28 protein-coding genes are annotated in these 24,892 nt (G+C 43.7%); 6 read left to right on the forward strand and 22 right to left on the reverse strand.

Annotated features, from left to right (window positions below; genetic code table 11):
- Window positions 1–84 precede the first annotated feature (84 nt).
- From IEX80_RS04690 to IEX80_RS04750, 13 genes are all read right to left on the reverse strand, one after another.
- The gene (locus tag IEX80_RS04690) at window positions 85–1,242 is read right to left on the reverse strand and encodes a TraJ family protein (RefSeq protein WP_188832086.1); all 1,158 of its coding nucleotides are present in this window, start codon (window positions 1,240–1,242) and stop codon (window positions 85–87) included.
- The gene (locus tag IEX80_RS04695) at window positions 1,239–2,015 is read right to left on the reverse strand and encodes a hypothetical protein (RefSeq protein WP_188832087.1); all 777 of its coding nucleotides are present in this window, start codon (window positions 2,013–2,015) and stop codon (window positions 1,239–1,241) included. Before IEX80_RS04695 ends, IEX80_RS04690 begins: the two co-directional genes overlap by 4 nt.
- Entirely contained in the window at window positions 2,012–2,689 is a 678-nt protein-coding gene (locus IEX80_RS04700; protein WP_188832088.1) for a hypothetical protein, read from the reverse strand. Before IEX80_RS04700 ends, IEX80_RS04695 begins: the two co-directional genes overlap by 4 nt.
- Window positions 2,686–3,381 (reverse strand): hypothetical protein, encoded by a 696-nt coding sequence (locus IEX80_RS04705; RefSeq protein WP_188832089.1) that lies wholly within the window; start codon window positions 3,379–3,381, stop codon window positions 2,686–2,688. The genes IEX80_RS04700 and IEX80_RS04705 overlap by 4 nt, the downstream gene beginning before the upstream one ends.
- Window positions 3,378–4,058 carry a hypothetical protein gene (locus tag IEX80_RS04710; RefSeq protein WP_229701511.1) on the reverse strand — a complete coding sequence of 227 codons (681 nt, stop codon included), beginning with the start codon at window positions 4,056–4,058 and terminating at the stop codon, window positions 3,378–3,380. The genes IEX80_RS04705 and IEX80_RS04710 overlap by 4 nt, the downstream gene beginning before the upstream one ends.
- Complete coding sequence (locus IEX80_RS04715) at window positions 4,045–6,516, reverse strand: TraG family conjugative transposon ATPase (protein ID WP_229701512.1); 2,472 nt, start codon at window positions 6,514–6,516, stop codon at window positions 4,045–4,047. Before IEX80_RS04715 ends, IEX80_RS04710 begins: the two co-directional genes overlap by 14 nt.
- The gene (locus tag IEX80_RS04720; RefSeq protein ID WP_188832090.1) at window positions 6,452–6,739 is read right to left on the reverse strand and encodes a plasmid transfer protein; all 288 of its coding nucleotides are present in this window, start codon (window positions 6,737–6,739) and stop codon (window positions 6,452–6,454) included. The genes IEX80_RS04715 and IEX80_RS04720 overlap by 65 nt, the downstream gene beginning before the upstream one ends.
- Window positions 6,739–7,044, reverse strand: coding sequence for a DUF4134 domain-containing protein (locus tag IEX80_RS04725; protein WP_188832091.1), 306 nt, complete (start codon window positions 7,042–7,044; stop codon window positions 6,739–6,741). The genes IEX80_RS04720 and IEX80_RS04725 overlap by 1 nt, the downstream gene beginning before the upstream one ends.
- Before the next feature lie 403 nt (window positions 7,045–7,447).
- Window positions 7,448–7,732 carry a hypothetical protein gene (locus IEX80_RS04730; RefSeq protein ID WP_188832092.1) on the reverse strand — a complete coding sequence of 95 codons (285 nt, stop codon included), beginning with the start codon at window positions 7,730–7,732 and terminating at the stop codon, window positions 7,448–7,450.
- Window positions 7,729–8,049 (reverse strand): hypothetical protein, encoded by a 321-nt coding sequence (locus IEX80_RS04735; protein WP_188832093.1) that lies wholly within the window; start codon window positions 8,047–8,049, stop codon window positions 7,729–7,731. Before IEX80_RS04735 ends, IEX80_RS04730 begins: the two co-directional genes overlap by 4 nt.
- 71 nt (window positions 8,050–8,120) lie before the next feature.
- Window positions 8,121–8,480, reverse strand: coding sequence for a hypothetical protein (locus IEX80_RS04740; RefSeq protein WP_188832094.1), 360 nt, complete (start codon window positions 8,478–8,480; stop codon window positions 8,121–8,123).
- On the reverse strand, window positions 8,468–9,094 hold the full coding sequence (locus IEX80_RS04745; protein ID WP_188832095.1) for a ParA family protein: 627 nt from the start codon (window positions 9,092–9,094) through the stop codon (window positions 8,468–8,470). Before IEX80_RS04745 ends, IEX80_RS04740 begins: the two co-directional genes overlap by 13 nt.
- 35 nt (window positions 9,095–9,129) lie before the next feature.
- Entirely contained in the window at window positions 9,130–10,125 is a 996-nt protein-coding gene (locus tag IEX80_RS04750) for a relaxase/mobilization nuclease domain-containing protein (protein ID WP_188832096.1), read from the reverse strand.
- Between the two features lie 151 nt (window positions 10,126–10,276).
- Here IEX80_RS04750 and IEX80_RS04755 point away from each other — a divergent pair, with 151 nt between their 5' ends.
- A complete protein-coding gene (locus IEX80_RS04755; RefSeq protein ID WP_188832097.1) occupies window positions 10,277–10,546 on the forward strand; it encodes a hypothetical protein in 270 nt (89 codons plus the stop codon).
- Here the strand turns inward: IEX80_RS04755 and IEX80_RS04760 are convergent.
- From IEX80_RS04760 to IEX80_RS04780, 5 genes are all read right to left on the reverse strand, one after another.
- Window positions 10,543–10,953 carry a plasmid mobilization protein gene (locus IEX80_RS04760; protein ID WP_188832098.1) on the reverse strand — a complete coding sequence of 137 codons (411 nt, stop codon included), beginning with the start codon at window positions 10,951–10,953 and terminating at the stop codon, window positions 10,543–10,545. The genes IEX80_RS04755 and IEX80_RS04760 overlap by 4 nt on opposite strands.
- Before the next feature lie 207 nt (window positions 10,954–11,160).
- Window positions 11,161–12,108: a DUF8464 domain-containing protein gene (locus IEX80_RS04765; protein WP_188832099.1), complete on the reverse strand. Its 948-nt coding sequence runs from the start codon at window positions 12,106–12,108 to the stop codon at window positions 11,161–11,163.
- 757 nt (window positions 12,109–12,865) lie between these two features.
- A complete protein-coding gene (locus IEX80_RS04770) occupies window positions 12,866–13,711 on the reverse strand; it encodes an RteC domain-containing protein (RefSeq protein ID WP_188832100.1) in 846 nt (281 codons plus the stop codon).
- 139 nt (window positions 13,712–13,850) lie between these two features.
- Window positions 13,851–15,245: a cysteine peptidase family C39 domain-containing protein gene (locus IEX80_RS04775; protein ID WP_188832101.1), complete on the reverse strand. Its 1,395-nt coding sequence runs from the start codon at window positions 15,243–15,245 to the stop codon at window positions 13,851–13,853.
- Window positions 15,246–15,286: 41 nt separating this feature from the next.
- Window positions 15,287–15,928, reverse strand: a complete 642-nt coding sequence (locus IEX80_RS04780) for a hypothetical protein (RefSeq protein ID WP_188832102.1) — start codon at window positions 15,926–15,928, stop codon at window positions 15,287–15,289.
- Window positions 15,929–16,032: 104 nt separating this feature from the next.
- Between IEX80_RS04780 and IEX80_RS04785 the strand changes: the two genes are divergently transcribed.
- Complete coding sequence (locus IEX80_RS04785; RefSeq protein WP_188832103.1) at window positions 16,033–16,638, forward strand: rhomboid family intramembrane serine protease; 606 nt, start codon at window positions 16,033–16,035, stop codon at window positions 16,636–16,638.
- A gap of 36 nt (window positions 16,639–16,674) precedes the next feature.
- Here IEX80_RS04785 and IEX80_RS04790 read toward each other — a convergent pair whose 3' ends face one another.
- Window positions 16,675–16,842, reverse strand: coding sequence for a hypothetical protein (locus IEX80_RS04790; protein ID WP_188832104.1), 168 nt, complete (start codon window positions 16,840–16,842; stop codon window positions 16,675–16,677).
- A 130-nt stretch (window positions 16,843–16,972) separates the two neighbouring features.
- Between IEX80_RS04790 and IEX80_RS04795 the strand changes: the two genes are divergently transcribed.
- The 4 genes from IEX80_RS04795 to IEX80_RS04810 all read left to right on the forward strand — a co-directional run bounded on the left by IEX80_RS04795 (window position 16,973) and on the right by IEX80_RS04810 (window position 18,508).
- The gene (locus IEX80_RS04795; RefSeq protein WP_188832105.1) at window positions 16,973–17,281 is read left to right on the forward strand and encodes a helix-turn-helix domain-containing protein; all 309 of its coding nucleotides are present in this window, start codon (window positions 16,973–16,975) and stop codon (window positions 17,279–17,281) included.
- A 126-nt stretch (window positions 17,282–17,407) separates the two neighbouring features.
- On the forward strand, window positions 17,408–17,614 hold the full coding sequence (locus IEX80_RS04800) for an HTH domain-containing protein (protein ID WP_188832106.1): 207 nt from the start codon (window positions 17,408–17,410) through the stop codon (window positions 17,612–17,614).
- A gap of 48 nt (window positions 17,615–17,662) precedes the next feature.
- A complete protein-coding gene (locus IEX80_RS27960) occupies window positions 17,663–18,094 on the forward strand; it encodes a MauE/DoxX family redox-associated membrane protein (RefSeq protein WP_188832107.1) in 432 nt (143 codons plus the stop codon).
- Between the two features lie 123 nt (window positions 18,095–18,217).
- Window positions 18,218–18,508 carry a DUF6520 family protein gene (locus tag IEX80_RS04810; RefSeq protein ID WP_188832108.1) on the forward strand — a complete coding sequence of 97 codons (291 nt, stop codon included), beginning with the start codon at window positions 18,218–18,220 and terminating at the stop codon, window positions 18,506–18,508.
- 29 nt (window positions 18,509–18,537) lie between these two features.
- On the opposite strand, the gene IEX80_RS04815 is transcribed toward IEX80_RS04810, so the two are convergent.
- The 3 genes from IEX80_RS04815 to IEX80_RS04825 are packed head-to-tail and all read right to left on the reverse strand — an operon-like array spanning window position 18,538 to window position 24,456.
- Window positions 18,538–19,875 (reverse strand): RagB/SusD family nutrient uptake outer membrane protein, encoded by a 1,338-nt coding sequence (locus IEX80_RS04815; RefSeq protein ID WP_188832109.1) that lies wholly within the window; start codon window positions 19,873–19,875, stop codon window positions 18,538–18,540.
- A 10-nt stretch (window positions 19,876–19,885) separates the two neighbouring features.
- On the reverse strand, window positions 19,886–23,068 hold the full coding sequence (locus IEX80_RS04820; RefSeq protein ID WP_188832110.1) for a SusC/RagA family TonB-linked outer membrane protein: 3,183 nt from the start codon (window positions 23,066–23,068) through the stop codon (window positions 19,886–19,888).
- Window positions 23,065–24,456: a redoxin domain-containing protein gene (locus IEX80_RS04825; protein ID WP_188832111.1), complete on the reverse strand. Its 1,392-nt coding sequence runs from the start codon at window positions 24,454–24,456 to the stop codon at window positions 23,065–23,067. The genes IEX80_RS04820 and IEX80_RS04825 overlap by 4 nt, the downstream gene beginning before the upstream one ends.
- Window positions 24,457–24,892 lie beyond the last annotated feature (436 nt).

Raw genomic sequence — 24,892 nt, forward strand, 5'->3', positions numbered from 1 at the left:
AGGGCCTGAAAAGAAGCGGCCCTGGAAGTGGATGAAATGGCATACGATGCAAGAAAAATCAGGATTCGGCGAAGGAAGCCTGACTCAAAAGAAGCTACCTGCGGCTTTTCTGGCGGCTCCGGTAACTGTACCTGCACTTCGGGCAAAAGTCGACGTGGCGGAGCTGATCCCGGACGTTGAGATGATCCAAGTGGAGATACTTGGTACGGTAAACATGCAAATCGCTCCGATCAGGAAAACAATGATGACAGTACCAAAGGAAAGTACCCCGTTGCCTGCAAACCAGGCCATTTTTTCGAGATTTGCATTGAGCCCGTTCTCTCCTACCAGTTCCGTGTATTTGCTGATCTCCGATTTCAATGCATACTCCTGCATTAAGCCACAGATGTACATGATCAGGTAAGCAATACCGCTGTACAAGTTGACCGATATAAACCGGGCGATCCATGTGCTGAAGCTATCACGGAAGGCCGGAAGGATACTTGCGGCGACAGCAAAAGGTCCGAGCATGATCAGGATCGAAGAATAAATGATCTGGATCATGAAGATCACATAAACCGCGAGCCGGAGTATCCATATTCCAAGTAGTTCCAGCAATTGCGTGAACAAGAGCTGCATACCTACCGTAAGCCGGTTCTTCAGTTCAAGCAAAGGAGAAACAACATTGCTGATCCCTTCCTTAACCGTGCTGGTAACGGAATCCCATGCCTCCCCATACCAGGTATCACTCTCTTTCTCCGCAACCTCGGTTTGCGCCTGGAAGGTGTACAAGGAGTTAGCTACGGCCAGCATTAGTGCTGACCTGTTAACGCGCAGGTTGTCGACAATCGCCTGCTCACTATTGAACATTTCTTCGGTCTGGTTCGCTACCAGTTCTGTTGGAAAAGCGATCATTTGGGTAAACGGTCCCCACCAGAGGATTACCATAGACAAACCAAATGGCCTCAGCAAGGGCATTATTTCCAATTGTTTATCCCCTGCCATCATTTCATAAGACCGAATAGCGAAAAAGATGATCATAAATATCGCGGCGAGCGCCTTGGCATCATTAATAAAGAGATCGAAATGGCTCCATATGCTGCCTTTGAAGCCTTTCAAAAACGTCATGATACCGGATTCATATACACCATCGCCCTGAAGATATTGTAACGTCTTCGTTTTATCGGATGTACTTGGTGTCTGCCCGAAAACTTGAACCATGGCAAGGCAGAAAAGGATTAAAAGGGTTACTTTCTTTTTCATTGAAGATGCTGTAAAACTTGTTTAGCGATCCGGACGTCGGTATCAGGAGTCCAGTTGCTGACCGTCACCCGGCCAGCCTGAATGTGCTGCTGCTGATTAGTCATGCTGATCGCAGCGCGGGCCGAGGATGTCCGGATCGCCCACACCCCTGCAAGCCGCCGGTATTCCAAGAGGTATCTGTGGTACGCGAGGATACGGGCTCCCCGGTCGATGGTGGCCGAACGCGCTCCTTCGATCCGTTCTTTCAACATATCGAGTTCATTTTTATACCAATCAAAGAGGCCTTCAGCTACCACCCTTTCGCTTACTTCGGAAGAGAGCCCCGCAAGAATGGATGCGCTGGTATAATTCAGCACCGGTTTAAGTTCGTTGCTATAGTACAATTGCCATAACAGATCGACGTCAGAAAGTAAACCTGACTGGTTGGTGATTTCCGCCAGCGCGGTGTTGCGGATGGTATCGGACTGTATCTTGTATTTACCGTCTGTGCTGTTCATGGCAGCAACCAGCGCCAGTCGCTGGGTCTGCGGACCGTTGACGCTCAGCGGGCGCAGGTCTGTCTTATGATAGTCAGGATGGAAAAGGCCCCATGTTAGCCAGTAGAGCGGATTTAGGCTGAGAAAACCTGCTTTTGGCGTAAATTTATTCTGGTCCCACTGGAGGTAAACCATGCGCTGTTGCTGGTAGCGAACACTTTCATCATTGACTTTTTTCTGCGCCAGGCAGTGCTTATTCGTCAAGAAAGCGATCAGGATAAGTATGATATACTTCATTGGTGTAAATATTTAGCGTTTTGAATGATCTGACTGACATATAATTTATCCTGACTGATCCAGCCGGGAAATGGGGTTGCAGCCGCGATGATACCACGTTGTTTTGCCCAATACATCGATTTCCATGTCCCATAAGCCAGTCCGTCCAGAATCTGAAGTTGGGCAATTACCTTCCGGAGCAGTTGGTCACGGGAGTTATAGTCAGCGAGGATGTTATCCCCTTCTTTTAAGATATAGCCGGACACTTCGGATGCCAAGACAAGCGCTCTCGATCGCATCTCGGCGGTCATATTGCCTGCAAAGGCCAACAGGTAGGGCTCGCCCTTCGCCAGGTTAAGTGCCTGCTCAATGTATCCGGACATATCGGCTATAATAGAAGCGATATTGCGGACGGCGAGACCATTTTTGAGGGCAGAGTTAACATTTGACAAACCTTCATAGATCATAGTTTGGGCGATGATCACCGAACCAACATTGGTATTAAGGTCAGTGATATGTTCATTGATGGCGCTCAGATATTGTTCATGGGCGGCTTCCGCGCTACTCCGGGCGAGACCATTCTGATTAACCGCAGCTAAATGCTGCTTGTCAAAAACTGCTTTTTGGCCTTGTACCGAAATCACTGAACTTGTTACTAGGAACAAGGCCATAATTAAAGTGACTTTTAATCTCATGGGTGTAAGTATTTGGCATTCTGTATAATATCGCGGGCAACACTTTCGTCCGCATCGATGAAATCCTGAAAAGGGTTTGCAGCTCTTAAAAACGAGGCAAGACTGGAATACTGCATCATATTCAGCATGTTCTCTGACAGGTCCTGGATCTTGCTTAATTCGGATAGTACATAGTCAAATAGAATTTTGCGATCGGATATTTTCATCTGGTTTACATCACCTATAGAGAGCGAAAGGCCTGTTAGGTATGCTATAAGGCTCCTGGCCTGGGAGGCAAATTGTAAGGCGGATTGATAGCCTACCGCGATCAGTGCCGGGTTTTGATCCACCAAATGCAGGATCATTGCCTGGTTACTGATGATCCGGTTGACCATCGGTGTGGCATAGATGCCGATATCCGCTACATTGATCGCTGTGCCGAGGACGTTATAACGTTGCTGCAAAGTGCGGTACATAACCTTCGTTTTGTCCAGGAGCGTGAGGTTAGCCTGTTCATTCGCTGATAACAGGGCCTGTTCATTTTTAGCTTTGACCTGAAGCTTATTCTCCGATTCCGACTGCCCTACAAGCTGATGAAGCGCCGGGATATCCAGTACTTTTTTCTGGGCGAAAACATCTATCCTGTCAACGGCTAAAGCCATCAGCATTAACGAGAGCATTTTTATGACCGGTATTCCATTAATTTCTTTCATTGTTTTAAATATTTGGCGTTGCTTAATACCTCGTTAGCGATCCGTACATCCTGGTTCTGCCATTCAGCCCAGGGATTCAATGAGTGTAATACGCCGTTGATCTTTGCCCAATACATGGCCCGGTTCATACCATAGGCGATCCCGCGAAGAATACGCAGGTGATCGGCGATATGATTAAGCAGCTTCCCGCGTTCGCCGGAATCCATCAGGTTCCCTTTTCCTCCTTTGAGTACAAAGGCACTGACCTCGGCGGCGAGCATTGATGCGCGTTCTTCAAAGTCCCTGGCCCCCTGTTCTGCAAAAAGCAACAGGACAGGGTCTGATTTGGCAAGTTTCACTGCTGACTCAACATCTCCGACAATATCAACCCCGCATTGCGCAATGTCCCTGATAGCGGACAGGTTATTAATTACCGCGGACACTTCGCTAAGGCCTTGATAGATCTTGTTTTGAAGGTTATTCACCACAGTCAGCTGGCCGCTTACGGCAAGCTGGCCTTTTTGAATAAGGTCCAGCTTATCATTGGTATTGTTCAGTTGCCCGTTAATTGTGGATGAGTTGATCAGGATCGCGGAGGAAACTGCAGGGTCAACCACGAGTTCCTGCCCCCAGGTTTTGCGGGGAGCTAAAACGATTACCAGCAGGATCAGGCCCGTTATGTGTTTAAGAAAATCCATCTTTTATACTATTAGTTTGTGTAATGAAAGCAGACAGGGACTTCCCGCTGCTTTTGAAGTCTGCGATAAAGGCGTCAAGTCCGTCCGGGTAAGATCCATATTGCCTCACATAGCGTTCAACGGCAGACTTCTCAGGTTTCTCCGTGGTGTAAGTCAGGTATTGTTGCAGTGAAACTTCAACGCCGTATACTTCACCGACAGCACCACGACGGATGTACACTTCCTTAAAGCGTCCCCGGTTTCCCGTGTTATCAAGTTGATTGATCGTAAATATTTTCCGCCTTTCCGTTTCATTGATAGAGAGCAGGGCGGCGATCTCGTTATAATTGTCTTTAAATTTTGTCTGGTCCAGCAGGCAAACTGTATCCGAATTATTGATGATGCTGTCTTTTACTACGGCATTTCCAATGATATCCCCTAGCTCCTGTGTGACGACTATAGCTTCGCCCCAGAATTTACGAACGGTTTTATAGAGGTAAAGTAAGTATCCAGCCATTAACGGACTTGCAATTGCCTTCCATGCCTCCTCGACAACCAGCGTTTTTCGCCTGTCCGAGCGGTAACGCATCTTTTGGATAAAGACGTCCATAATGATCAGGGTCACAATCGGAAAAAGGATCTTATGTTCTTTGATACTATCGATCTCAAATACAATAAAGCGCTCGTTAAACAATGAACGGTCAGCTTCCTTATTCAGGATAGTGGCGAATTCTCCGCCCCGGTAAAACTTCTTCAGCACATAACGAAATTCATCGAAATCAAACACAATCTTTTCTTCTGTCCTGATCCGGGGAATATGTTCCAGTGCGAACTCGTAGAAAGTATTAAAGCTTAATTCACCGTCCCTGGCGAAGAACTCACTGTAATAGGCGGCGACCACACTCGCGACGACATCCCTTTCAACCGGACTGAAGGCCCCGTCCGCTCCTTTCCATGCTACCCCGATCAGCGTACACAGAAAATCCTTTTTTTCAATATTATATTCCGTTTGATCGATACGGAAAGGGTTCATGGTTATAGGCTTCTGATCGGTATAGGTGATGTACTTTCCGTTATAATAGGAACAAAGACCGCTATAGGAATGGCCTGTATCAACGATAACCATATCCATGTTGTACAGCATATACTGTTCGATCAGGCTTGACATAAAAAAGGACTTACCCGAGCCTGAAGGCCCTAAACAGAACCGGTTCCTGTTATTGATGCGCCCAGTTCGCATAGGCAGATCAGAAAGATCTATCCCGATAGGCACACCCTGCCTGTCGGTAAAACGCAGAAGAAAATCAGAGGGCTCATCTTTAGGAAGGGATTCCTTGAAAAAGAAACAAAGGGCCGCATCACAAGTGGTCAGGAACCAGTCATAATCCTTCAATTCCACGCCATTCCCAGGCAGGGCTGTCCTGAAAAGTTCCAGTTGATTGTAAGCATTCCTGCTGGGAATGATACCGAGCTGAAACAAAGACGCTTCAATAAAATTAATCGCCTTTTGGACGGCTGAATTCCCCGCTGTGACAACAATATTAAAATGGCAGTTGACCAGCATCTGGTTCTCGCGGGCTACATCGTTCAGCAAATGATCGATATCTTCCACGCAAAGCAGGTTTGCGGGATCAGGAATCCCTGAATGGCGCTTCTTTTTCTGCTCCAGCTTTCTAAGGGTCGCCACCTGGTTTGGAATTTCGATAAGCTGGTTAAACAGGATGGCATCCGCCCCGGGAACCTTAAACAGGAAAGAAAGCAAATCCACCGGAAAGCCGCGCATACTTTCCTTTTCATTCAGTTCGGTGTGTGCAGTTACCTCGATGGGGAGATCAATATGATCGATATTGACAAGACTGATACAGCGCACTGACCTTTCCCCTATTTTCAACTCGGTTTCCGAGGGCTGAATATTGTCGAGCGCCAGGGAACCTTTACTGAAATTCATGTTGAGCACCTGCAGGACAAATTGGTTAAGCTCAGCCTCACGCATCGCATGGGCTGATGGGAGGATGCCGATGACTTTCCCGACCGCATGCCGAAAGTCCGCGAGCATATGCGCATTATAGGCATAAAAAGCCCCCCTTTTTACCATTCTGGTTATGGTAAGATAAGTGCTTACTTCCAGGCATTCGCGGCCTTCGAAATGTGCATTGTAGCGTTTCTGCAGGTATTCGTTTGCGGGCGGACTTCGATATGGATACCTGCTGATCACATCTTGCTTCTGCAGGATATAGCCATCGCCCAGGATTTTAACAACATTGATCAGCTGACGATGAAATTCCTCGTAGCCGGCCGGGTAGGCGGAAAACCGAACAACCGGATTTTCCATACGGATGACCACAGAACATTCCCCGTTGAGGCCGATCAGGAGATCGTAATCATCACTTTGATCAACGCCGGCATAGGGTATATTAAACAGGTTTTTGACGCCCATAACGATTGAGGATAAAAATTTTTGAAGTGCGGTTTTTTGCATGAAGCCCGCCTTTTTGTCTGGCAGCAGTGTAAAGGAGCCCTCCTGCGACAAAGCCGATTAGGACAAGTGCGCCTAACCACATATTGATCATGGTCATCGTAAGGGCACCGAATACAAGCCCTGCCAGCAGGGAAGCAATACCCCAGTAAATAAACTTACCTCTGAAGCCTTTGAAAATAAGGGGCTGCTGGAGCCCCTTATAAACCGGATATTTCCTGGCCATTACAATCCAAAGAAAGCTTTGATGATCAATGCGGAAACTACCAGGAAGACTGCTGATCCTCCCCATCCCATCAACTCTTTGTTGATGTCCTGATCACCCGAGTTCCACTTCGAATAAACACGGATGGCACCCACTATGCCAACTATACCGCCAATAACGAGCGTGATGTTGGTGACCGGGGCAATGTAGGTTTTAAGTGTTGTTGTTGCGGTGTTCAACCCGTTCACACCATTTTGCGCGAACGCAGGAGCAGTAAGGGCCAGCAACAAGGCCAGTACCCATAACTTTTTTGTTTTTGTAAACATTAAAGAGGAGAAAAAATGAAGGCGGAGATCTTTTAGGCCAGCCGGGAGACGGCAGGCTATGGTAAAGGGCCGTTCAGATCACGAACAACGCCCCTGCGGGATTACCCGAAAGAAAAAGGCTTGAGGCGCCATATGAGCCGGATTTCGGCTATGAGAAGAAAATATTCCAGGAATCTTTTACAGGCGAAAGCGACACGCCAAAGAAAGCAGGGCATTCAGATTCCGAATGATGCCGGCAAAATAGATGGCGTTTAAGCGGTAGTCCGCTCCAAATTGGATTAATGGCCATTTATCGAAAATTCCGGCATACATATAAATTATAAAAGCAACCGCCTGGTCGGCTCAATCAGAGCAAGCAGCAGGCTGGTTAGTGCAAGCGGGTCAATAAGCTAACACGCGTGGTTCAGAAACTGACCGCCTTGATATATTCAACAGATTCATCCCTGGCAAGGTTAAACAGGTCTTTAAGGGACACACCACCAGAAGCTATTACGGGAGATTCTGTTCTTAAGGCAGCCGGTTCATCTTGCACCATGTGTACCGGCTCATCATCAGGAATAAAAGTAAGTTCCTGTTTATCATCGGGATGTCCGGTGTGTTTGGCCCGGAAAAGGTCCCATAAAATCAGGATTGCATAATAGCAGGTATAGATACCTAATAACCAAACGGTAAATTTTATCCAGTTCATAACATTGTATTTTGCATGTAATTCCGGATCACTGTGATCAGTTCCGGTTGGGTTTCAAAAAGATGATCAACAGCGAATGCGATCAGTTTGCTCATATCTACTTTGGTGGCCAGCTTGAATTTATTAAGCCTTTCGACGGTCAGTTTATCAAACCTGACGTGGACAAGATTCCTGTTTTTGCTGTTGTCGTATCGATATAGGGTGCGAAGGATACTGCCATCATCAGGTATTATCAAGTCGTCCGGCAGGATGCGGGGCGCCTTCTTGTCATATTCCCCGGTTGATGCTCCGGGATCAGGAGCTGGTTTGGATTTCATATTTTTTTCTATCAGGGCGCTTCGAACAGCAATCCAGCTACCCAATAGGATTAACCCTGTTTTAACATATTTCATAAACTTGAATTTTGAATAAACTGTTTAATTACTGTTTTTAGCTCAGGATTATTGCTGATCAAATGCCTGACAGCGAAAGCCACAAACCTGGTGACGTCAACGCCTGTAGCTATTTTGAATTTATTGATAAAGTCGGCAGACTCCTTATCCAGCCTGAAATGAACCATTGTTTTATGATCGCTGTTATCATACTCCATTAGTTCGGTTAATATTGGGCTGCGAATTGTTCTTTCCCTCTTGGCAGTGGCCTTTTTTGATGGCTCAGTTTCAGTTTTTTTTGCCTCGGCCGTGGCTTTCTCCGCAGTTTTTGCCATTTGCTCGCGGAGTTGGCTGGCTAAAGATTTCATTTTTTCCATAGGCGGTCTGCAAATATTTCTTCGAGAACCGGAGCTATAACCGGGTACAGGGACAATGGCATCTGAAAAGTTGTAATGCGCTGGAAATCGATCTTGTCGGGCAAGGGCCGCGTGATCCTGCCAAATTTCGAGAGCTGTTCATTAACCTCCGACATGATCTCAAATTTGACGTTGGCCTTGATACGGTTCGGAATAAAAACCACATCGATTTTAGGGTTCACTTTTTTTATAACTACGGTAAACAGCACTGTAGATTCAAAAGTAAATTCTTCATATGCGAATGGGCAAATCACCATATCCGCGGATTTGAACACCGGAAGGAGACCATCATCATCCAGTTTGCCGGGCAGGTCGATCAATATTGCGTCATTCTTGCTTTTCGTAAGCACGGGGCTCAGCATGGGAAAAGTCTCCAGCGTCGAAGGGATTACTTCATATGGTTCCGCATTCTCAAGGACTTTCGCCTTTTCGTATTTCTGTGAAACTGACTGCTGATAATCCATGTCAATTATAGTGACCGGCCATTGTTTAGCCAGGCTCAGGTAATTTCCTGACAGAACGGTAAGCGTACTTTTTCCAACGCCTCCTTTTTGGTTTCCGAATAAACATATCATAATTTTTGAATAGTGAAGTTTAACAATACGGTTCGTCAGCGCGTATTTACCCTCGCCTTTTTCATCCTCCTGCGTTTCATTCCCAGTACCTGTTGATCATCAACATCGTCAGCGATTATAATGGGGCCGATCAGGCCCTCAACAGAAGTATATTCGCTGTAATAGCCAGGCTCTCCATCATATGGATGACTATCTTCCCTGAAATCCGGGGCAATTAACGGGGGTGTGTGATTCGCGCAACTTTCCAGCAGCAACTTAAGACTGAGGATCTCGCTGCCCTTAAAAACCTGTTTGGTGCGGTGGTCAATGACTGTATATCCATAAGGCTTTTTGCCTTCCGACGAATGAAAGATAAGATCAACATTATATGTCTCCTTCATGACCCGGATAAAATCCCCTTTGTATTTTTCCGAATTAAAAAGTGTTTTGAGTGCTTCGATCCGTTCTCTATCAGGGACGTACTTATCGATCTTTCGTTGCAGCTTATCTTTATCGCGGTAGTCACGGCCAAGCAATCCGCTATTCTCCAGGATCATGTAAAACTGGGCTATTGTACTAAAACGATATTGTAAAGCGAAGGTATAACCGAGCACCTTGTCGATACTTTTTAACGCCCTGTCACGTTCAAAATCGCGATTGATCTGTATGCCGTTTTTATCAATCCTGGAGCTGACCATATGTACATGATTATTGTTGGTGTCCTTATGAAAAACGACGAGATAGGGCTGATTGCCGTAGCCCATCTCCTTCAGCCACATTTCTGCCGTCTTTGTGAGCTCATGTTTATCATAATTTCGCCCTGACGCGGAAATCACGGCGTGAAACTGCGTGTTCTTCTTTACCCTGGTGTTTTGGGAGGAAATCATCAATAGGTAATTGATCAAATCCTGTGGGCGCGGATGGTTCAATCCCTGTAATGCACCAAAGTTGGCTTTCAACATCAGTTCTCCCCTGTTCAGGTCCATTTTATCTGTGTTATACCGGACTCCTGCAAAAGTCATCGAAGGTTTCTCAAGAATATGTGCGATCATGAGTATAGAAAATAGATTGGTAAACCGCAGGATCAAAAGAACAGCCGATCACTTCGTCACTTTAACAGGAGATCATGCTATCAGCTCTGCCTAACTGATGATCACGGGATCAACCGATCATGATATTAAATGACCAGCTTAACGGAAAATCATGCTATTAGTGGCTCTGCCTAACGTACGATCAACAGATCATTCGATCTTGATAACAAATGTGCTCACGATCATCATAACTGGCGATCAATCCATCAAAAGATCGGCTGATCTGCTGCGTATGCGATCTTCCGATCAGCTTATCTTCGGAACATGTGAACCAAAGAACCGGATATCACCATATCTTTGGAGCAGCATATCAACCAATCATCAGATCGTGATATCTGATAGCCTTACCGCGGCATTTTTTTTAAAAATTGATGGAATCTAACGTCCCATAGCCCTGATGATTTTTCGGAAGGTAGCCTCCAGCACCTGCTGAACTTTAATATAATCATTAAACAGGTAGTTAAACCGGTCGACAATCAAGGGATCCAGCTGGCCTTTCAGGTTGAGGACATTGGCATGCTTTGCCAGTTGATTAATATTATTGCCAATACGTCCCATTTCGGCCCCCACATCATCAAGGTATTTGATAAGCACCCTGGAATTGACGACTATTTTCTGAGTATCAGCCAGGACGCGCATTCTGATAAGCTCCGTTCTTGATAAGCCCAATTGCTGCTCCAGTTCGACAATTTCCTTAAACTCATCCTCTGTAAACCTGACGTTGATAAACTTAGTCCGCTTCCCCTCTTTCACAGTTGGGCGCCCCATCAGTTTCTTTAACTCAACCATAGAAAAAACGAGTTGCGAGTTTTTTTTAATCCTCCCGGGAGGGCAAGAGACTTTTTGTGTAACAAAAAGACATCTTGCCGTTGAAAAAACAACGAAATTTTAGCTTATGAATCAGCGATCAGATCGCTGAAATGGAAGTTTCATTTACGGTATTGAGTTCGTTAGCCAGGGATGTGTTGGCGATTTGAACAAAGTCGCCGGAATGAATTACCCGCCGTAGCTAAATCCATTACCTTCCGGTAAACTGTTGCTGCGTTTTATTTCAGGATCAGTTCCTGCAATTTTCAATTGGGCCTTAATTTTATCATTGTAGTCGTTAAATCCGTCATAAACTTTCGAACGGTCTGCCGCGTATGGTAAGGCCTTGAGAAACTCCCGGGTTGCCAGGATGCCGGCTTTGTCCCTGTCAAAATATACATCAAGGGAAGAAAAGGCCTTAGCCTTATTGATCCCCTGCTGTAAAAGGGACAGCGTATTCAAAACGATTATAGAATGCGTGGCGTCAGGATTTTCAAATCGCCAACTCAGAAAGTCGATGAAGCCTTCGAAAACGGCCGCATTTTTCTCATGAGCCGGAATAAATGTTATGGCTTTATGTCCCATACAACCTTTGAAATACCTGTTGCGGACCTCCCAGGATTGTTGCTCATTGAGCCAGCCGGCAGCGAAATAGTGTTTCCTGACGTTCTTTTCATCTTCCATATAGTAATATACCTCGCTGAGGTAAAATTTGGCGACTTCGTAAACACCGCGGCTTTTGAGGTAATCGTTAATCGCCGGGTGGTTGCCGATTGGTTTGACCCGTTCAACCACATGGTAGGTTTTCGTCTGTTTTCTCGGGCGTTTCTCCCTTGGAGGGGCGGCATCCAATGTACAAAGGTTCTGAATCTTGTTAACCACTCCATTAAAATCCAGGTTCTTCCAGAACATAAGCCCGAAATCGATAATATTCCCTCCCTTACCAATACCATGATCGAACCATACGCCGAGGTCATCATTTACAGCAAACGAAGGATTAACGTCGTTATCCCGGATCATGCTGACATACATCTTTTCCTTTCCTCTTTTAGGTACAGGATGAAATCCTAAACGGGCTAAAAGATCAACAAGCGAGACCTGTTCTTTTATTTCCTTTGCAGTTAGTGAATTTGACATAAATAATTATTAAGCGTTGATGTTACCAGACTATTAGATGGTACCGGCAGCGGGCAACGAGCCCGTGATTGCTGTTCTGCCGGTATATATAATTCGGGACTACTCACGTCGGCTCCTACGAACCGGGCTTGCGCCTGCCTATGCGTTTTCAGTTTGATTGCTCTCCCCTTCGCAATATTTCCCGCGGCTAAGCGGGGTAATGCTTCGTCCCCCAATGTCAAAGAACCCTGTTCGACCTGTAAAACCAGATCGGTCTTCCCACCGACGTGGAAAAGGTATCCGGCAAACTTTTGTCAGCAACTCAGGCCTCCCGGTAACTCACTATCGGTATAATCATCGGGCGAATTAGTGCCGGTCTGGCGCTCAGTCTTTGTAACTTATTTTCTGCCCTTGAAGCAACTTTCAGTTCGTTGAGACCAAAATTGAAGCTATTGCGGAAGCATTTTTCAGGAGCTTTTCGGTAGTACCGAAAAATATATTTGAAAAATTACTGAGCTGGAGGTGCAAATAATAGCCTGGTAAAGCGAACCTGAAAGGCAAGCGAAAGGTAAATCGCAGCTAAAAAGTAAGAAAGGGAAATTTTTTATGAAGTTATCTGTCAGTTAAATTCAGTGTAACTGAGGAATTTGAAACTATTCCGACCGCGCTGCAATGGTATCAAAATAAAAAATGACGCCGGAGGCGCCATTCTGTTATCATGAGTTAAAAAGATATGATCAGAGATTAAACTGGGAACTCCTGGCTAAAAAGAAAAAAATCACGCCCTTCCCAAGTCGATCTTGCGGAGAATAGATTCTTTCATCTGATCGATATACTTTGTATTGCTAACGCGTTTACGGGATTCAATTTCTGCGAATCTTCGCTGGATAACGCCAATTTTCACCTGTAGGTGAAATTCCATCCACCTGACAATCTCCGCAAGATTTGCGTTGCCGTCATTCAATTGCCCGGTAAGCCACAGTCCATAAATTAGTTCAACAAGATTCACAACATCTCCGGTCCATCTTAACACCGGGCTTTTCGACCCCGAGTGTTGAAACTTCAGGCATTCGGGATTGGTGAGTTCAAAGATCCTTTCCCGCAGTAGGTTTTGCACATTTTCATAAGCTATAAATTTGGCGAACAAATAACTCATAGGAGTTGTGTAATGATTATCAGCTATCTGAATTTCCGTGGACGGAACCGGTAAGGGTCCGGATTCCCGTAGAAAAAACAGCTCATCGAATGCGGTTGCTTTAGTACGGTAATACTGATAATGAAACGCATTCAGGCGGAAAAAACTTTGAAGAGATTCAATTTCCCTTTTATAATAATCCACCTCGACATCTAATGGACCAATAGGTTTGTTGACCACGATGTTATAATTAATAATCTCTTCGATTTTCAAGGCGATGATCTGTGGTTTGATCTTTTTAAAAAAATAAATTTCTTCATCAGGACCATCAAAATCCTCAATTTCCATTAATTCATTCAGACCGGCTATTGCCCTTTCTACCAGTTCCAGTACTGCTGTAAGTTTTTCAAATGGATTTTCAATTTGGTTACTTTCGTCGAGAGCGATGGTAAGCTCACCCCTTAATTTTTCTATTCGCGCGTTTATCATATGAGGTTTAGATAGATGTTTAAGAAAAAGCACTGATATAGGATACAGGAGAACATGGGCATAGCGTCACCCGTATATAGCAACTAAATATCTTTCATAGAAAGAGATGTTTGAAGTATAGCGACACTATGAAATAGCGTCACGGGAAGTTGATGCTGTGTTGCAGCGCAGAATCTACCGCTTCTGCAACAATGAAATACGATGCAGATAATCGCGGCAGGATCGAATTGACAAGGTATGCCAATACGACTGATATCATAAACGTAGTATAATCCATACTTTTCTCCAATCTGAGCAAGCCGATTGTAAAAACAGCAATGACCATACAATTGCCAATGCATTCGAGCAGGAGATTTTGTCGTACAGTAACCATCCCTATTTTACTTTCAGAATAAATATAACATTCGTGCAAATTTTGATGCGCGATTATTTTTTCGCTTTTCGTTGCGCTATCCGATTTGTTCAAAAGCGGAATTTCAGCGATTATCTTTTGCCGGGCATTAGCAAAAGCGTCATGGCGTTCTGCATATAAATATGAAGCTTTAGGGTAGTCTTTTATTATAAGAAATACAGAAACTAAAATATATAAGACGACAAAGAAACAGCCGAGTGGGAAAAAATACGCCAATAGAACTAGTGCTGAAAACAGAAAGGAACCTTCAGTAAACATGCAGGACACAAATGTGGCTAGTCCGGTTTGTATTTTATGTGTATCGTTCAGACCTTGCTTTAAATTTGTAAAGTTCGAATCAATTATCCCGCAACCAGGTTGCCCTAATATATTCTCGATGAAACGGGAGGTGAACTCAAGGCTGATTCTGGTGTTGATCTTTAGCAAAATTAGCTGCCTGACAAAGCCTAATAAACTTTTGAACATGCTGATAATTAACAAGAGAATAGGTAAGGCAATAAGATAGGACATGGATTTATTCATAGGAGAATCTTTTAGCCCCTGTTGCAGTGTCCAGGTGATCGCAATCCCGCAGAACAACGCCCCAATATTAATCAAAGGAATACTACACCATAGCGCAGTTGGTACCAGGTTTCTAAAAGACTTCCAAATCCATTTTAATTTAAAATTATTAGCGGGCTGATGAGGTAAATTATCGAAATACAATGCCGCCTTGCTTTCCCACATGGCATCGAGCTGATTCTCGTCGCAATAAAAAACTTGTCTCGCAGGATCAGACAACAGGAATTCAACTTTTCCTTTTTTGGTCCGGGAACCAAAGCATACCAGGTAATGGTATTCTTTATGTTGATTCAGCACATGCAGAATAATAGGTTTACGAAGGTTTTTTAAGTAGTTAAGAGACATTTCAACGCAACGGCATTCAAACCCAAGGAATTTTGCCTGATTGGCCATTTCAAACAACGACATTCCGAAATCAGAGACAACGACTCTGTTACGGAACGCTGCAATTTCCGATCCACGTCCCGCATAATTCAGGATCATGGACAGGCAGGCCGGTCCACAATCAAAGGTTGACAACTGTCTCACGAAGGCCTTTCGTACGGTAGAAATTTTAAACATATTTAAAACTATAGAGTGTAGTGGTAAGATAAATTAAGGGCTCAGGCTGTCCCTGGAAAAAACATGAGGCTTACGAATGTTACAAGACAAACCCAAATGAAAAGAGCAGGCAAATAAGAGCTGACGACAATTTTTAGAGAAGCATCGTAGGATAAGCCTGTTATTGACGAGATCCCAAAGCCAAGGATAAACCAATATGTGACCTCAAAAACATTTAAGGTCTGTAAAACATAATACCAGTCTCCCGGTACAGTGTCAAACATTGACAACGCAGAGAGCACATAAGTTTTGTGCCAGTCAGCTAACGTCGGTTCCGGGTAATAAAAATGAAACCAAATGATCTTAATTAATGCAGGGACCAGGAATATATACTCCGACAATAAGGTCACTTTAAAAATAGCTGCCAGGGACACTGTTTTACCCGAAAGAAACAGCGCTGTGTAAAAAATTAACGCAATGGTGAATAATTTAACTAATAGATATATTGCTTCTGAAAAATATATCCATTTTTTCATATTTTCATAAACATTGATTTCTCCCCCGGGTATTCCGGACAAAGCACTTCCGCTCTTCTGATAAAATTCGGGCGTTAAGATGTAATAATTTGTCAGAGCGATTAAAACGTATGTCAGCGCCAGCAACGCGGAAAAATAAAAAATGTTGGATTTCGCGATCGAATTCATACCTAAAACTTTTAGGTAAATTTCTGTTTGCTGCGGGCCAAAGACAATTACCAAACACAGTAAAATATTAGTAAAAGTAATTGCATGATTTTAAAATAATACTTATGACAGAATACCTTATACCTGATTCCTTTTCGCTGGCTCCTGTTGCCTACACTTTAATGATCTCCATTCTTTTGAGCAGCTTAATAGGACTTTATCATCAAGTTTTTTTCGGCAAACTGATTCTTCATCCATACACAATCATTAACAAACGGGAATACTACCGCGTCTTAACGTCTGATTTTGTACACGTAGATTTCGTTCACCTCATATTTAATCAGATAGCATTTTATGTTATCTGCTCCGATCTCGAGGAGCTGCTTAATAGAAAATCCCGTCACGGAAGCCTTCATTTCTTGGTTATTTACCTGATAAGCATGTTAACCGCCAATATAACTGCGACAGTAAGAAACAGCGATAATTTTAATTATTCAAGTGCGGGAGCATCGGGAAGTATAATGGGTTGTCTTTTCGCTTTTATGCTATTGGATCCGTTTGGTCATGCGGTCAATGTCGCAGTTATTGGACCGATTGAGAATATTTACACCGCTCCTTTATACATCGCGATGCTAACATATTATAAGTGGAAGAAGAAAAATGAAGCTATTAATCACGACCTGCATTTGTATGGCGCGATTGGTGGGATTGCTGTCAGCTTATTTTTTTAAAAGGTATAGCCGGAAATATTCCGGCTATACTTAGGATTAGAGGATGCCCAAACAGGCAGGTCCAACTGCAGCTGCTATTCCGCCCACTACGGCACCAACGCCGCCAAATAAGCCGCCGATGGATGCCGATAGAACAATACTTGTCGCACAGGCGCTCGCGCCTCCTGACAATTTCTTAGATTTTACCGCTGAAAGGTCGTTCATTTTACATTTTTTTTAAGTTTCTTCCCCTTATTAGGAATTATTGTAAAAATGACAGTCATTTTCCGCGGCGGGTACAACTCAAAGTATTAATATATTATATTTGTTTATTGTTAATTTAATATTAATTATTATGACACTACCTATTGGAGAGAAGATTCGGTTGGAAAGATTAGCGAAGCAGTACAGTCAGGAATACATGGCCTGGTCACTCGATATATCTCAGGCGGCATATTCCAAAGTAGAAAGAGATGAAACAGAATTAACAATAAGAAGAATCTATCAAATTGCTGAAATACTCGAAATATCACCTTTCAGGCTCATGCCAAAACCCAAGTACGGAACGGCTATCGTTGGGGAGTATCTTTGGAAGATGGTTGCCAAAATCCGCGGGCTTTTTCGAAAACAACCGCAGAATAGAACTCCTAGTCAGGTCTTGTAAAAGACCTGATCTATCTTAAAGGGACATTTAGAATACCTTTTTTAAATAAATTAAAACTACTGGTTGTAATTTATATCATCGCCATTCTTCAATTTCACGACACACAATGAACTGAAATTGAACGCAATGGACTACAGATCATATGAAAAGCGCCTGGATTACGTTTTGGAGTTAATAACCAAAAATCGATTCCGCTCCATTGAAACCGTCGCCCAGAATTTTAGCTGTAGTACGCGAACCATCAAAAGAATGATCAACCACCTTCGCGACCGCGGTCACGACATCATCTATGACAAGCGATTAAAAAAATATCTGATCAAAGAAAAAGAGTGACATTTTCTGTCATTTCCTTGCCCCTACCTTTAATTCATGCTGTCGAACATGAATCACAAGGAAAAAATAGGCCGGGAGATAATCAACATATTACTGATCTTCTTATGGGTTTACGCTGCTTTTAGTAAAGCACTGAACCATCATGCCTTTGTCTGGCAAATCAGGAACCAGGAGCTTTGGCCGGTACTGAAGGAACTGGTTATAAGACTTCTTATCCCTGCTGAACTGACCACGGCTTTTTTTCTGTTGTTTCCTCGGACGAGGAGAATAGGCCTTATGATCTCGGCATTCCTGCTAATTATATTCACCATTTACATTGCGCTCGTCATACTTCATTTCTTTCCAAGGGTGCCGTGCTCATGCGGGGGTATATTGGAAAAGATGGGCTGGAAGGTGCATTTTTTCTTCAACGTCGGCTGCCTAATACTCAATATCACATCGTTGTTGACCGAGAAAGAAAGGAGGTGCGCGGCAAAGTAAAAAATACGACAGCGGATCCTGGCCATGCCATATCTGCAGGCGATCACGCCTACGAAACATAATCAATTTAATTATTCACAAAAGTTTTTGTTGCTTTTTGATTTAATAAAGCAAAACATCGAAATGAAAAAGTTAAATATTAAGCTTTCCGTACTGGCAATTGTTTTAGGGATCAGCGCAGCGTATGCGTCAAAACCGGAATTAAAAAAAGACACTCATTTATGGGGTAAACAATCTTCCGGCGTTTGGCTGAACATCGACGGCCGCACAGAAGATGATACGTCGCCGTACGTAAGTAACAGCTACCGTTGTGACGAGAGCACAAGCAGCTGTACTGTACAAGCCGCGACTCAACCAGCCACTGGCAGTAACCCTGTTGGGGCTACACTCGGAACATTTGCAATCAACAATTAATTGAAAAGGGCGGCAAAAGCCGCCCTTTCTTACCTTGGGTTCTGCTGGATTCCGCTTCTTTGAATCTCATCTGGAGGGATTGGAAAAACGTACTTTTTGTCATTAGGAGGCAGCACATAGGTCACGCCATCCACTATCCGCTTCAGCGTGGTTGCCGTAGCTTCTTCATTGTTTAACCTTCTAAGGTCTGTCCACCTTAAGTCCCTTCCAACCAATTCCTTTCTACGCTCTTCCAAAATCAGTTTTAGCGCAGCGTCGCGCTCATTGGCTACAATCGCTTTGTAAGTACCCTTTTCATATCTTGTTTGAAGCAGTGTATTCAAGGTGTTGATACCTGTTACTACATCTCCGCTCCTTACAGATACCTCAGCTTTTATCAGATATTGTTCATCGATACCAATTCCTGTAAAACCGGAATAAATTACACCAGTATTTCCTACTTCGTAAAAGAACATAGGCTTTCTCAAATCGGTCGAGGTATAAGAACGGTATAGAGTTGAGTCAACGAGCGTCCTTCCCCTTGTAAAAAATGAATACGATACAAAACCCTGATAAAAGAGAACCTCTTTATTATCATTAGGTAAAGGTTCAGGAAATGGAAAGTCTGCAGTTGGGTCAAGATCGCTCAAATTATATAATTCATCAGTGATTGACAGGCATTTACCGGCCAATATCCCCGCATCTTTATAATCCCCCATACAAAGGTAAGTTCGCGCCAGTAACGCCGCACAGGCCGCCTTTGACGGCCGGTTTTTGAAAGCGGCTTTAGTTGGCAGCAGATCCATTGCAGTAATCAAATCACCCACAATTTGCTGGTAAGTCCCCTTTAATGTTCCCCTGCCAACCTTTACATTAACATCTGAACTCAGCCGAATGGGTATGCCTGGCAGATTCACTGCAGTAGTTTCGACATAAGGGGCAGCAAAGATCTGTGACAAATTGTAGAAGGCCAGCGAACGATAAAACAGCGCGCTGCCTTTAAGGTTATTGATGGAATTATCATTGCTGCCGTCACTTCCCTTGCCGGCCAGGCCGTCCAAAACTACATTCGCATAAAAAACCTGTTTGTACGGCGTATTCCAGTCTGTGGCAGTCTGCCCTTCAAAAATATCATCTTTCCACAGGTAACTATTTTGCTGTACAGGCAGCAGGCTTTTAACTACATTTCCGGGAAGATAATAATGATCACTTGCTATGGTACCTAAGCCGGGCATGACGTTCATTATGTTATAGTTGTCAAGGATTGCCTGAAAATCAGCGGCATCGGTCGGCACCAGCAGTGATTTATCTGGTTTCTTATCCAGGAAATCCTTCGTACAGGATGACAGGAGGAATAGTGCTGCAATATATAGGAATGTTTTTTTCATTTTCTTATTATTAAAATCTGCTTCTTAAACCAAGGGATATCGTACGAGGGGGAAGGTAACCGCTAACCACATAATCAGGGTCATAGCTACTTTTTGTCGCTTTCCAGATCATTGCGACATTGTCGGCATAGGCATAGAAAAATAATTTACCCCATTGATAGCCCAATTGAATGTCCTGAAGCCTGATGTGATCGCCTTTTTCAACCAGTGCGGACGAATACGTATAAAAATGCTCCCTGTAATAATCAATCTGGTCTGGCATAGATGGAACACTAGTGATCAACTCATCTCCGGGTTGTTGCCAACGTTTGCTGTAATCGCCGTTGCCTCCAATTCCGGAAAGAACGGTTGTGTAATCGACAGAAGGTCTCCTGAAATAATAATGTAGTTTATAATTGATACTAACTGAGAGCGAGAAATTTTTGTAAGTAAAATTGTTACGCACCGCACCAAAGAATACCGGCCTTGCGGAACCGTTATAAATCATGTTGTCCTTCGTGGTCGCATTGACAATTGATCCGTAATCCTGGCTCAATTTGCCGTCGAGGTATCCTTGCGGATTGCCGCTATCGTGATCAAGGCCGCCCCATTTATAACTATAAATAGCGTAGAGCGGCCTCCCTTGTACCGGAATGCCTTCAGTCTGAATATATTGCTGTCCGCTGTAAAAAGTCTGGTAGTTGCTAACCGCATCGTGGACGAAACTAAAAAGCGTCGAGGTATTCCATTTGAATTGCCCAGTTAGGTTTTGTGTTACGAGATTTAGGTCAATACCTGTAGTCTTGGTGTTCGCAGTATTTCCACGAAAACTTAAAATGCCAGTGGAAGGCGCAAAAGGCATATCCCCGATCAGGTTGATGCCATTTTTTTGATAAACATCGACCGAGCCGCTAAAACGACGTCCTTTTGATGCAAAATCAATTCCGGCATTGATGATCTTAACCTTTTCCCAGCTTAACTCAGGATTTGGGGGATTGATGATCTGCGCATAGGGTTGCCCTATCTGGGAAACCGAACTTCCATAGTACTGCGCCGTGGTATATGCTGATAACGTTTTATCGATGTTGCCGTTATAACCAAAGCTCAGCCTGAGCTTCAGATCGGGCAGAAATGAAACGTTATAGAATTTTTCCTTAGAAATACGCCAGGCCAGACCGGCAGAATAAAGCGGCACGCCTTTTTGATTAGTTTTGACGCCGAATAAGTTGCTTTTGTCTACGCGTCCGCTTGCCGTTGCAATATACTTGTCATTAAATGTATATGTCGCGTTTGCAAAATAAGAAACATAGTGATCGGTAAGGTCCCCGTTGGTTATGTAATTAGGGACATTAGCCTTCGAACCCGGGTTATAATATAGAGGATATAGATTAACGTAATCGACATTCGAATTCAGCGCATGTTCTTCGTCATAACCGTATTTACGATTGTTACCACTTTGCACATTAACGCTTTTAAGCTCTGCTCCTCCCATGAATTCGAGATGGTGCACATTATTCCAATTCTTATCAGCATTGAGCAACAACCGCACATTATTACTTTCGAGGATGCTGTTGTAGGAATCAAGAATGCTTCCCCTGGGAATAACATAGGAAAGACTGCCATCTGCCGTGACCTGGGTAAAGCGGTTGATCAGGTTCCTGGTGAAGTATGATTGCTCACTATGGAGATTTTCGTTGTCATTTTGAGAACGTTCATATAAGTATTGCAGGTTGCTATTCAACCACGGCAATATATTATATTTCAATCCACCCTGTAGCCGCAGATCGCGTGAATAGGAATAGTTCTGTTGCTGATGAAGATCATCCAGCGGACGATAATTCCAGTCTAGTAATTTCTGTTGTGCAGGATCGCTTATAAAAGATAATGCATAATCACGAACTACAGGCAGGGCGTTTCCATTAACATCTGCAAGGCTTGCATAAGGATATAAGGATACGCCATTGTTCCAGGTCAGGTCATTGATGTTACTGTTGATGGCGGCCTTGTTGTAAACGAAATTGAATGCGGTATTCACCGACAACTTGTGATTGAGAAAATCAAAGGTATTTGAAGCGTTTACGGTCACTCTTGAGAAATCATTCCGAACCTCGTTTTCAATATTACGATCAAACCCTCCTGACAAATAGTAGACCTGATTTTCTCCGCCTCCTGAAATATTTAGGGCATATTGCTGCTTCACACTATTCCTGTAAAAATATTTATCCAGGTCATTCCTGATATCGTTACTTTTCATGGCTGTGATACTTTGATTGGCAGATTGTTCGGAAACCGCTCCATTTCGCACCTTAAAAAGCAGGTCGACAACCGGTGAAACTGGCGATTGGTCGCTTGTATTTTCCAGTCCATCATAATAGCCTTGCGAAAACAATCGCTTTTCGACATCAATAAAATCAGAAGAAGACATCTTCGGTTGATAGAACAACCCGGGTTTTGCCCCCACAGTCAGGTTGGAATTAAACGAAACCTGTGTCGGCGAACTCAGGCGTCCCTTCTTCGTGGTTATTACGATAACTCCATTACCGGCGCGGGCACCCCATATAGAAGCCGATGCCGCATCTTTCAACACAGAAACACTTTCCACATCATTAGGATTGATGTTGGAGATATCGCCGTCATACGGAAAATTATCGACTACGATCAGAGGTTGCGCATTACCATAAATAGTGCTGGTACCACGGATACTAATACTGTTTTGTCCCGCGGTGAGATCATGATTAAATATCAGGCCGGGAACAACATCCTGCAATGTACGCAGGACATCGGTACTTACCTCCCGTTCGATCATGTTCCTGCTCACTGTGGATACAGCGCCGGTCAAGCGTTCCGGGTTTATCTTTTGATAGCCGGTGTTTACTATGACCTCATTGATATTAATGACCATTGGCCTCAATACGAAAACGACAGACCTCTCAGTCATGATCAGTAGCGTGTCGATGTTATGAAACCCCGCACAGCTGACGTGAACATTCACTTGTTGACCTCTTCCGGTGGATCTGTTCAATAGGAAATTTCCGTCTTCGTCTGACAACGTAGATCTCTGCCACTCTTTGACGCTTATGAATGCCTTTGATACAGGGGATTTATCAGTCGAGCTTATAATCCTACCTGTTAAACCACTGCTAGCCTGGGAAAAACAGGGCATAATGAAAAGCTGAAAAATACAATATATTAATAACGATCTTTTAAACATCATGGTAATTGTTTAGGGTTGTCAGTAATGGTTAGCATGGGAACATCCAGTTTCTTTTCGATTAGTTTTAGGTCATAAGCCTTTAGCGCCTCGTTGAGTGATTCGACACTGGACATATTGGCTTCAAGATCAATATCTACGGCCTCTTTGAAACCCGTGGCATCCACAACTGGCACCGGGTTCATTTGCAGGTACGATGCGTTGAGATAATTGACAAGCTTCGCCAATGGCTGATTCAGGATCGAGCAACCTGAGGGTGTCCATCTGAAAAGGAACTCTCCATGCGCGGAGCCGATCAAGTCAGTTGAAGAGGTTCGAACCAGGGCGAGGCATTTAGCACTGGTCGGCTTTACAGCTGCCGCATACTGTGGAAAACGTTGCCGCAGGTCCTTGCGCATCAGTTCAAAAAAAGAAGAGTTTAAAGATGCTGGAACAGAAAACTCATAACAATAGGAGTTTTTCTTTGCCCAGTCATGGTATTCCGCCCCGCTCTTTTTTGAAACAAAATGCAACGAATCACCGGTTTTATAAATAACACGATTGGGAGCAAGATAAATACTATCCGTTCCGTATGCGATCCTGTAAATCCAGTCCAGGTTGACATTTATGAAAGTGATACGACGTCCCTTCACGCTATCAATAGGGCTTACACGATATTCAGCAAAAAAGCCTTCTGTGAACGGAGTCAAAACCGACAAAGGCTGCTCTGGTTGACTCTCTTCTAAATTTTTGAAGTTTGCCAATGATCGATCAAAATTGAACGAAACTGCTTTGGAATCTTTTTTTTCACGAAACGTGAACTTCTCCCCTTTCAACATCAACGCGATGTTCTCGGCCGTGACATCTTTATGTTCAGTTATCGCTCTTACAAAGCCATCCCTATCGATCCATACGAAATGCGGGAGCGTATTATGCGGAAATAGCATAGTCAGCTTTTTATCAGCAACGACGTCTGGCAGTGAAAAATGCTTCTTTTGCTGCTTTTCGAATCGTAATAAAAAAGTCCGTACTTCGGCAGCTGACTGATAGGCTACGGGCAGGATCTGTACTTTGCCTGCAAACTCTCTTTGCAGCGAGTCGAGTTTAGGGATCATGGCGATACAGGGAGAACACCAGGTCGCCCAGAAATCCAGGATAAGTATTTTGCCTTTGAAATCGGCAATAGATACCTGATGTTCTTGATGGTTTAAGACATTTGAAAGTACTATTTCGGGTACTTTGTTCCCTATTTCCAGCGCTTTAAATATGGTATCCGTCTTCCTGGTAAAATTGAGAACCGCGGTAGCCGGGTTTATAAACAAGTATAGTAAGAATGAGAAGGACAAAAGTAATTGCTTGCGAAAGGAAAATTTAGGCAATAGTTGTCCTGTAAAGCGAATTTTCAGCTTCATAAGATATTAGATTAGGTAAAGAAATAGTTGGACAGGACTATACAATCCTGCAATTTGAGCATCTCTAAATACTCGGGGGATCTGAATCCCGGAACCCCTGAAGTTTAACCGTGCTAATGAATCAATAATTTATGAATACTACTGTCTCCTGTAGTTAACCCAGAGAAAAACCAATATCCATAAGATGAAAAGGGCAACCAGGTAATGTAACTGACCGGTTTTATCTTTTTTTTGATTTTTCATTTTTTCGATTTTAATGCTTCATTAAAGGCAATAGAATTCCCGGAAGCTTATTAGCCTCAATTTTTGGATAGAGAAATCGGATATAAAAGAATAGCGGCAGTTAGAGTTTAACTATTAACTGACCAAACTGCCGCTATCCCTATTTTCATTCAGGGGGGCAGATAACTACAGAAAGGATGTTTTTACCAACTGT

Source organism: Mucilaginibacter rubeus (assembly GCF_014643835.1).
Taxonomy (GTDB): domain Bacteria; phylum Bacteroidota; class Bacteroidia; order Sphingobacteriales; family Sphingobacteriaceae; genus Mucilaginibacter; species Mucilaginibacter rubeus.

Bases quoted from the DNA above. Each gene is read 5' to 3' on its own strand.
- IEX80_RS04820 (WP_188832110.1), bottom strand. From the start codon at position 23,068: ATGATGTTTAAAAGATCGTTATTAATATATTGTATTTTTCAGCTTTTC.
- IEX80_RS04750 (WP_188832096.1), bottom strand. From the start codon at position 10,125: ATGATCGCACATATTCTTGAGAAACCTTCGATGACTTTTGCAGGAGTC.
- IEX80_RS04760 (WP_188832098.1), bottom strand. From the start codon at position 10,953: ATGGTTGAGTTAAAGAAACTGATGGGGCGCCCAACTGTGAAAGAGGGG.
- IEX80_RS04695 (WP_188832087.1), bottom strand. From the start codon at position 2,015: ATGAAGTATATCATACTTATCCTGATCGCTTTCTTGACGAATAAGCAC.
- IEX80_RS27960 (WP_188832107.1), top strand. From the start codon at position 17,663: ATGAATCACAAGGAAAAAATAGGCCGGGAGATAATCAACATATTACTG.
- IEX80_RS04800 (WP_188832106.1), top strand. From the start codon at position 17,408: ATGGACTACAGATCATATGAAAAGCGCCTGGATTACGTTTTGGAGTTA.
- IEX80_RS04715 (WP_229701512.1), bottom strand. From the start codon at position 6,516: ATGCAAAAAACCGCACTTCAAAAATTTTTATCCTCAATCGTTATGGGC.
- IEX80_RS04770 (WP_188832100.1), bottom strand. From the start codon at position 13,711: ATGATAAACGCGCGAATAGAAAAATTAAGGGGTGAGCTTACCATCGCT.
- IEX80_RS04755 (WP_188832097.1), top strand. From the start codon at position 10,277: ATGCTATTAGTGGCTCTGCCTAACGTACGATCAACAGATCATTCGATC.
- IEX80_RS04740 (WP_188832094.1), bottom strand. From the start codon at position 8,480: ATGGAAAAAATGAAATCTTTAGCCAGCCAACTCCGCGAGCAAATGGCA.
- IEX80_RS04735 (WP_188832093.1), bottom strand. From the start codon at position 8,049: ATGAAATCCAAACCAGCTCCTGATCCCGGAGCATCAACCGGGGAATAT.
- IEX80_RS04790 (WP_188832104.1), bottom strand. From the start codon at position 16,842: ATGAACGACCTTTCAGCGGTAAAATCTAAGAAATTGTCAGGAGGCGCG.
- IEX80_RS04785 (WP_188832103.1), top strand. From the start codon at position 16,033: ATGACAGAATACCTTATACCTGATTCCTTTTCGCTGGCTCCTGTTGCC.
- IEX80_RS04810 (WP_188832108.1), top strand. From the start codon at position 18,218: ATGAAAAAGTTAAATATTAAGCTTTCCGTACTGGCAATTGTTTTAGGG.
- IEX80_RS04765 (WP_188832099.1), bottom strand. From the start codon at position 12,108: ATGTCAAATTCACTAACTGCAAAGGAAATAAAAGAACAGGTCTCGCTT.
- IEX80_RS04745 (WP_188832095.1), bottom strand. From the start codon at position 9,094: ATGATATGTTTATTCGGAAACCAAAAAGGAGGCGTTGGAAAAAGTACG.
- IEX80_RS04775 (WP_188832101.1), bottom strand. From the start codon at position 15,245: ATGTTTAAAATTTCTACCGTACGAAAGGCCTTCGTGAGACAGTTGTCA.
- IEX80_RS04780 (WP_188832102.1), bottom strand. From the start codon at position 15,928: ATGAATTCGATCGCGAAATCCAACATTTTTTATTTTTCCGCGTTGCTG.
- IEX80_RS04795 (WP_188832105.1), top strand. From the start codon at position 16,973: ATGACACTACCTATTGGAGAGAAGATTCGGTTGGAAAGATTAGCGAAG.
- IEX80_RS04815 (WP_188832109.1), bottom strand. From the start codon at position 19,875: ATGAAAAAAACATTCCTATATATTGCAGCACTATTCCTCCTGTCATCC.
- IEX80_RS04730 (WP_188832092.1), bottom strand. From the start codon at position 7,732: ATGAACTGGATAAAATTTACCGTTTGGTTATTAGGTATCTATACCTGC.
- IEX80_RS04690 (WP_188832086.1), bottom strand. From the start codon at position 1,242: ATGAAAAAGAAAGTAACCCTTTTAATCCTTTTCTGCCTTGCCATGGTT.
- IEX80_RS04725 (WP_188832091.1), bottom strand. From the start codon at position 7,044: ATGTTTACAAAAACAAAAAAGTTATGGGTACTGGCCTTGTTGCTGGCC.
- IEX80_RS04720 (WP_188832090.1), bottom strand. From the start codon at position 6,739: ATGGCCAGGAAATATCCGGTTTATAAGGGGCTCCAGCAGCCCCTTATT.
- IEX80_RS04700 (WP_188832088.1), bottom strand. From the start codon at position 2,689: ATGAGATTAAAAGTCACTTTAATTATGGCCTTGTTCCTAGTAACAAGT.
- IEX80_RS04825 (WP_188832111.1), bottom strand. From the start codon at position 24,456: ATGAAGCTGAAAATTCGCTTTACAGGACAACTATTGCCTAAATTTTCC.
- IEX80_RS04705 (WP_188832089.1), bottom strand. From the start codon at position 3,381: ATGAAAGAAATTAATGGAATACCGGTCATAAAAATGCTCTCGTTAATG.
- IEX80_RS04710 (WP_229701511.1), bottom strand. From the start codon at position 4,058: ATGGATTTTCTTAAACACATAACGGGCCTGATCCTGCTGGTAATCGTT.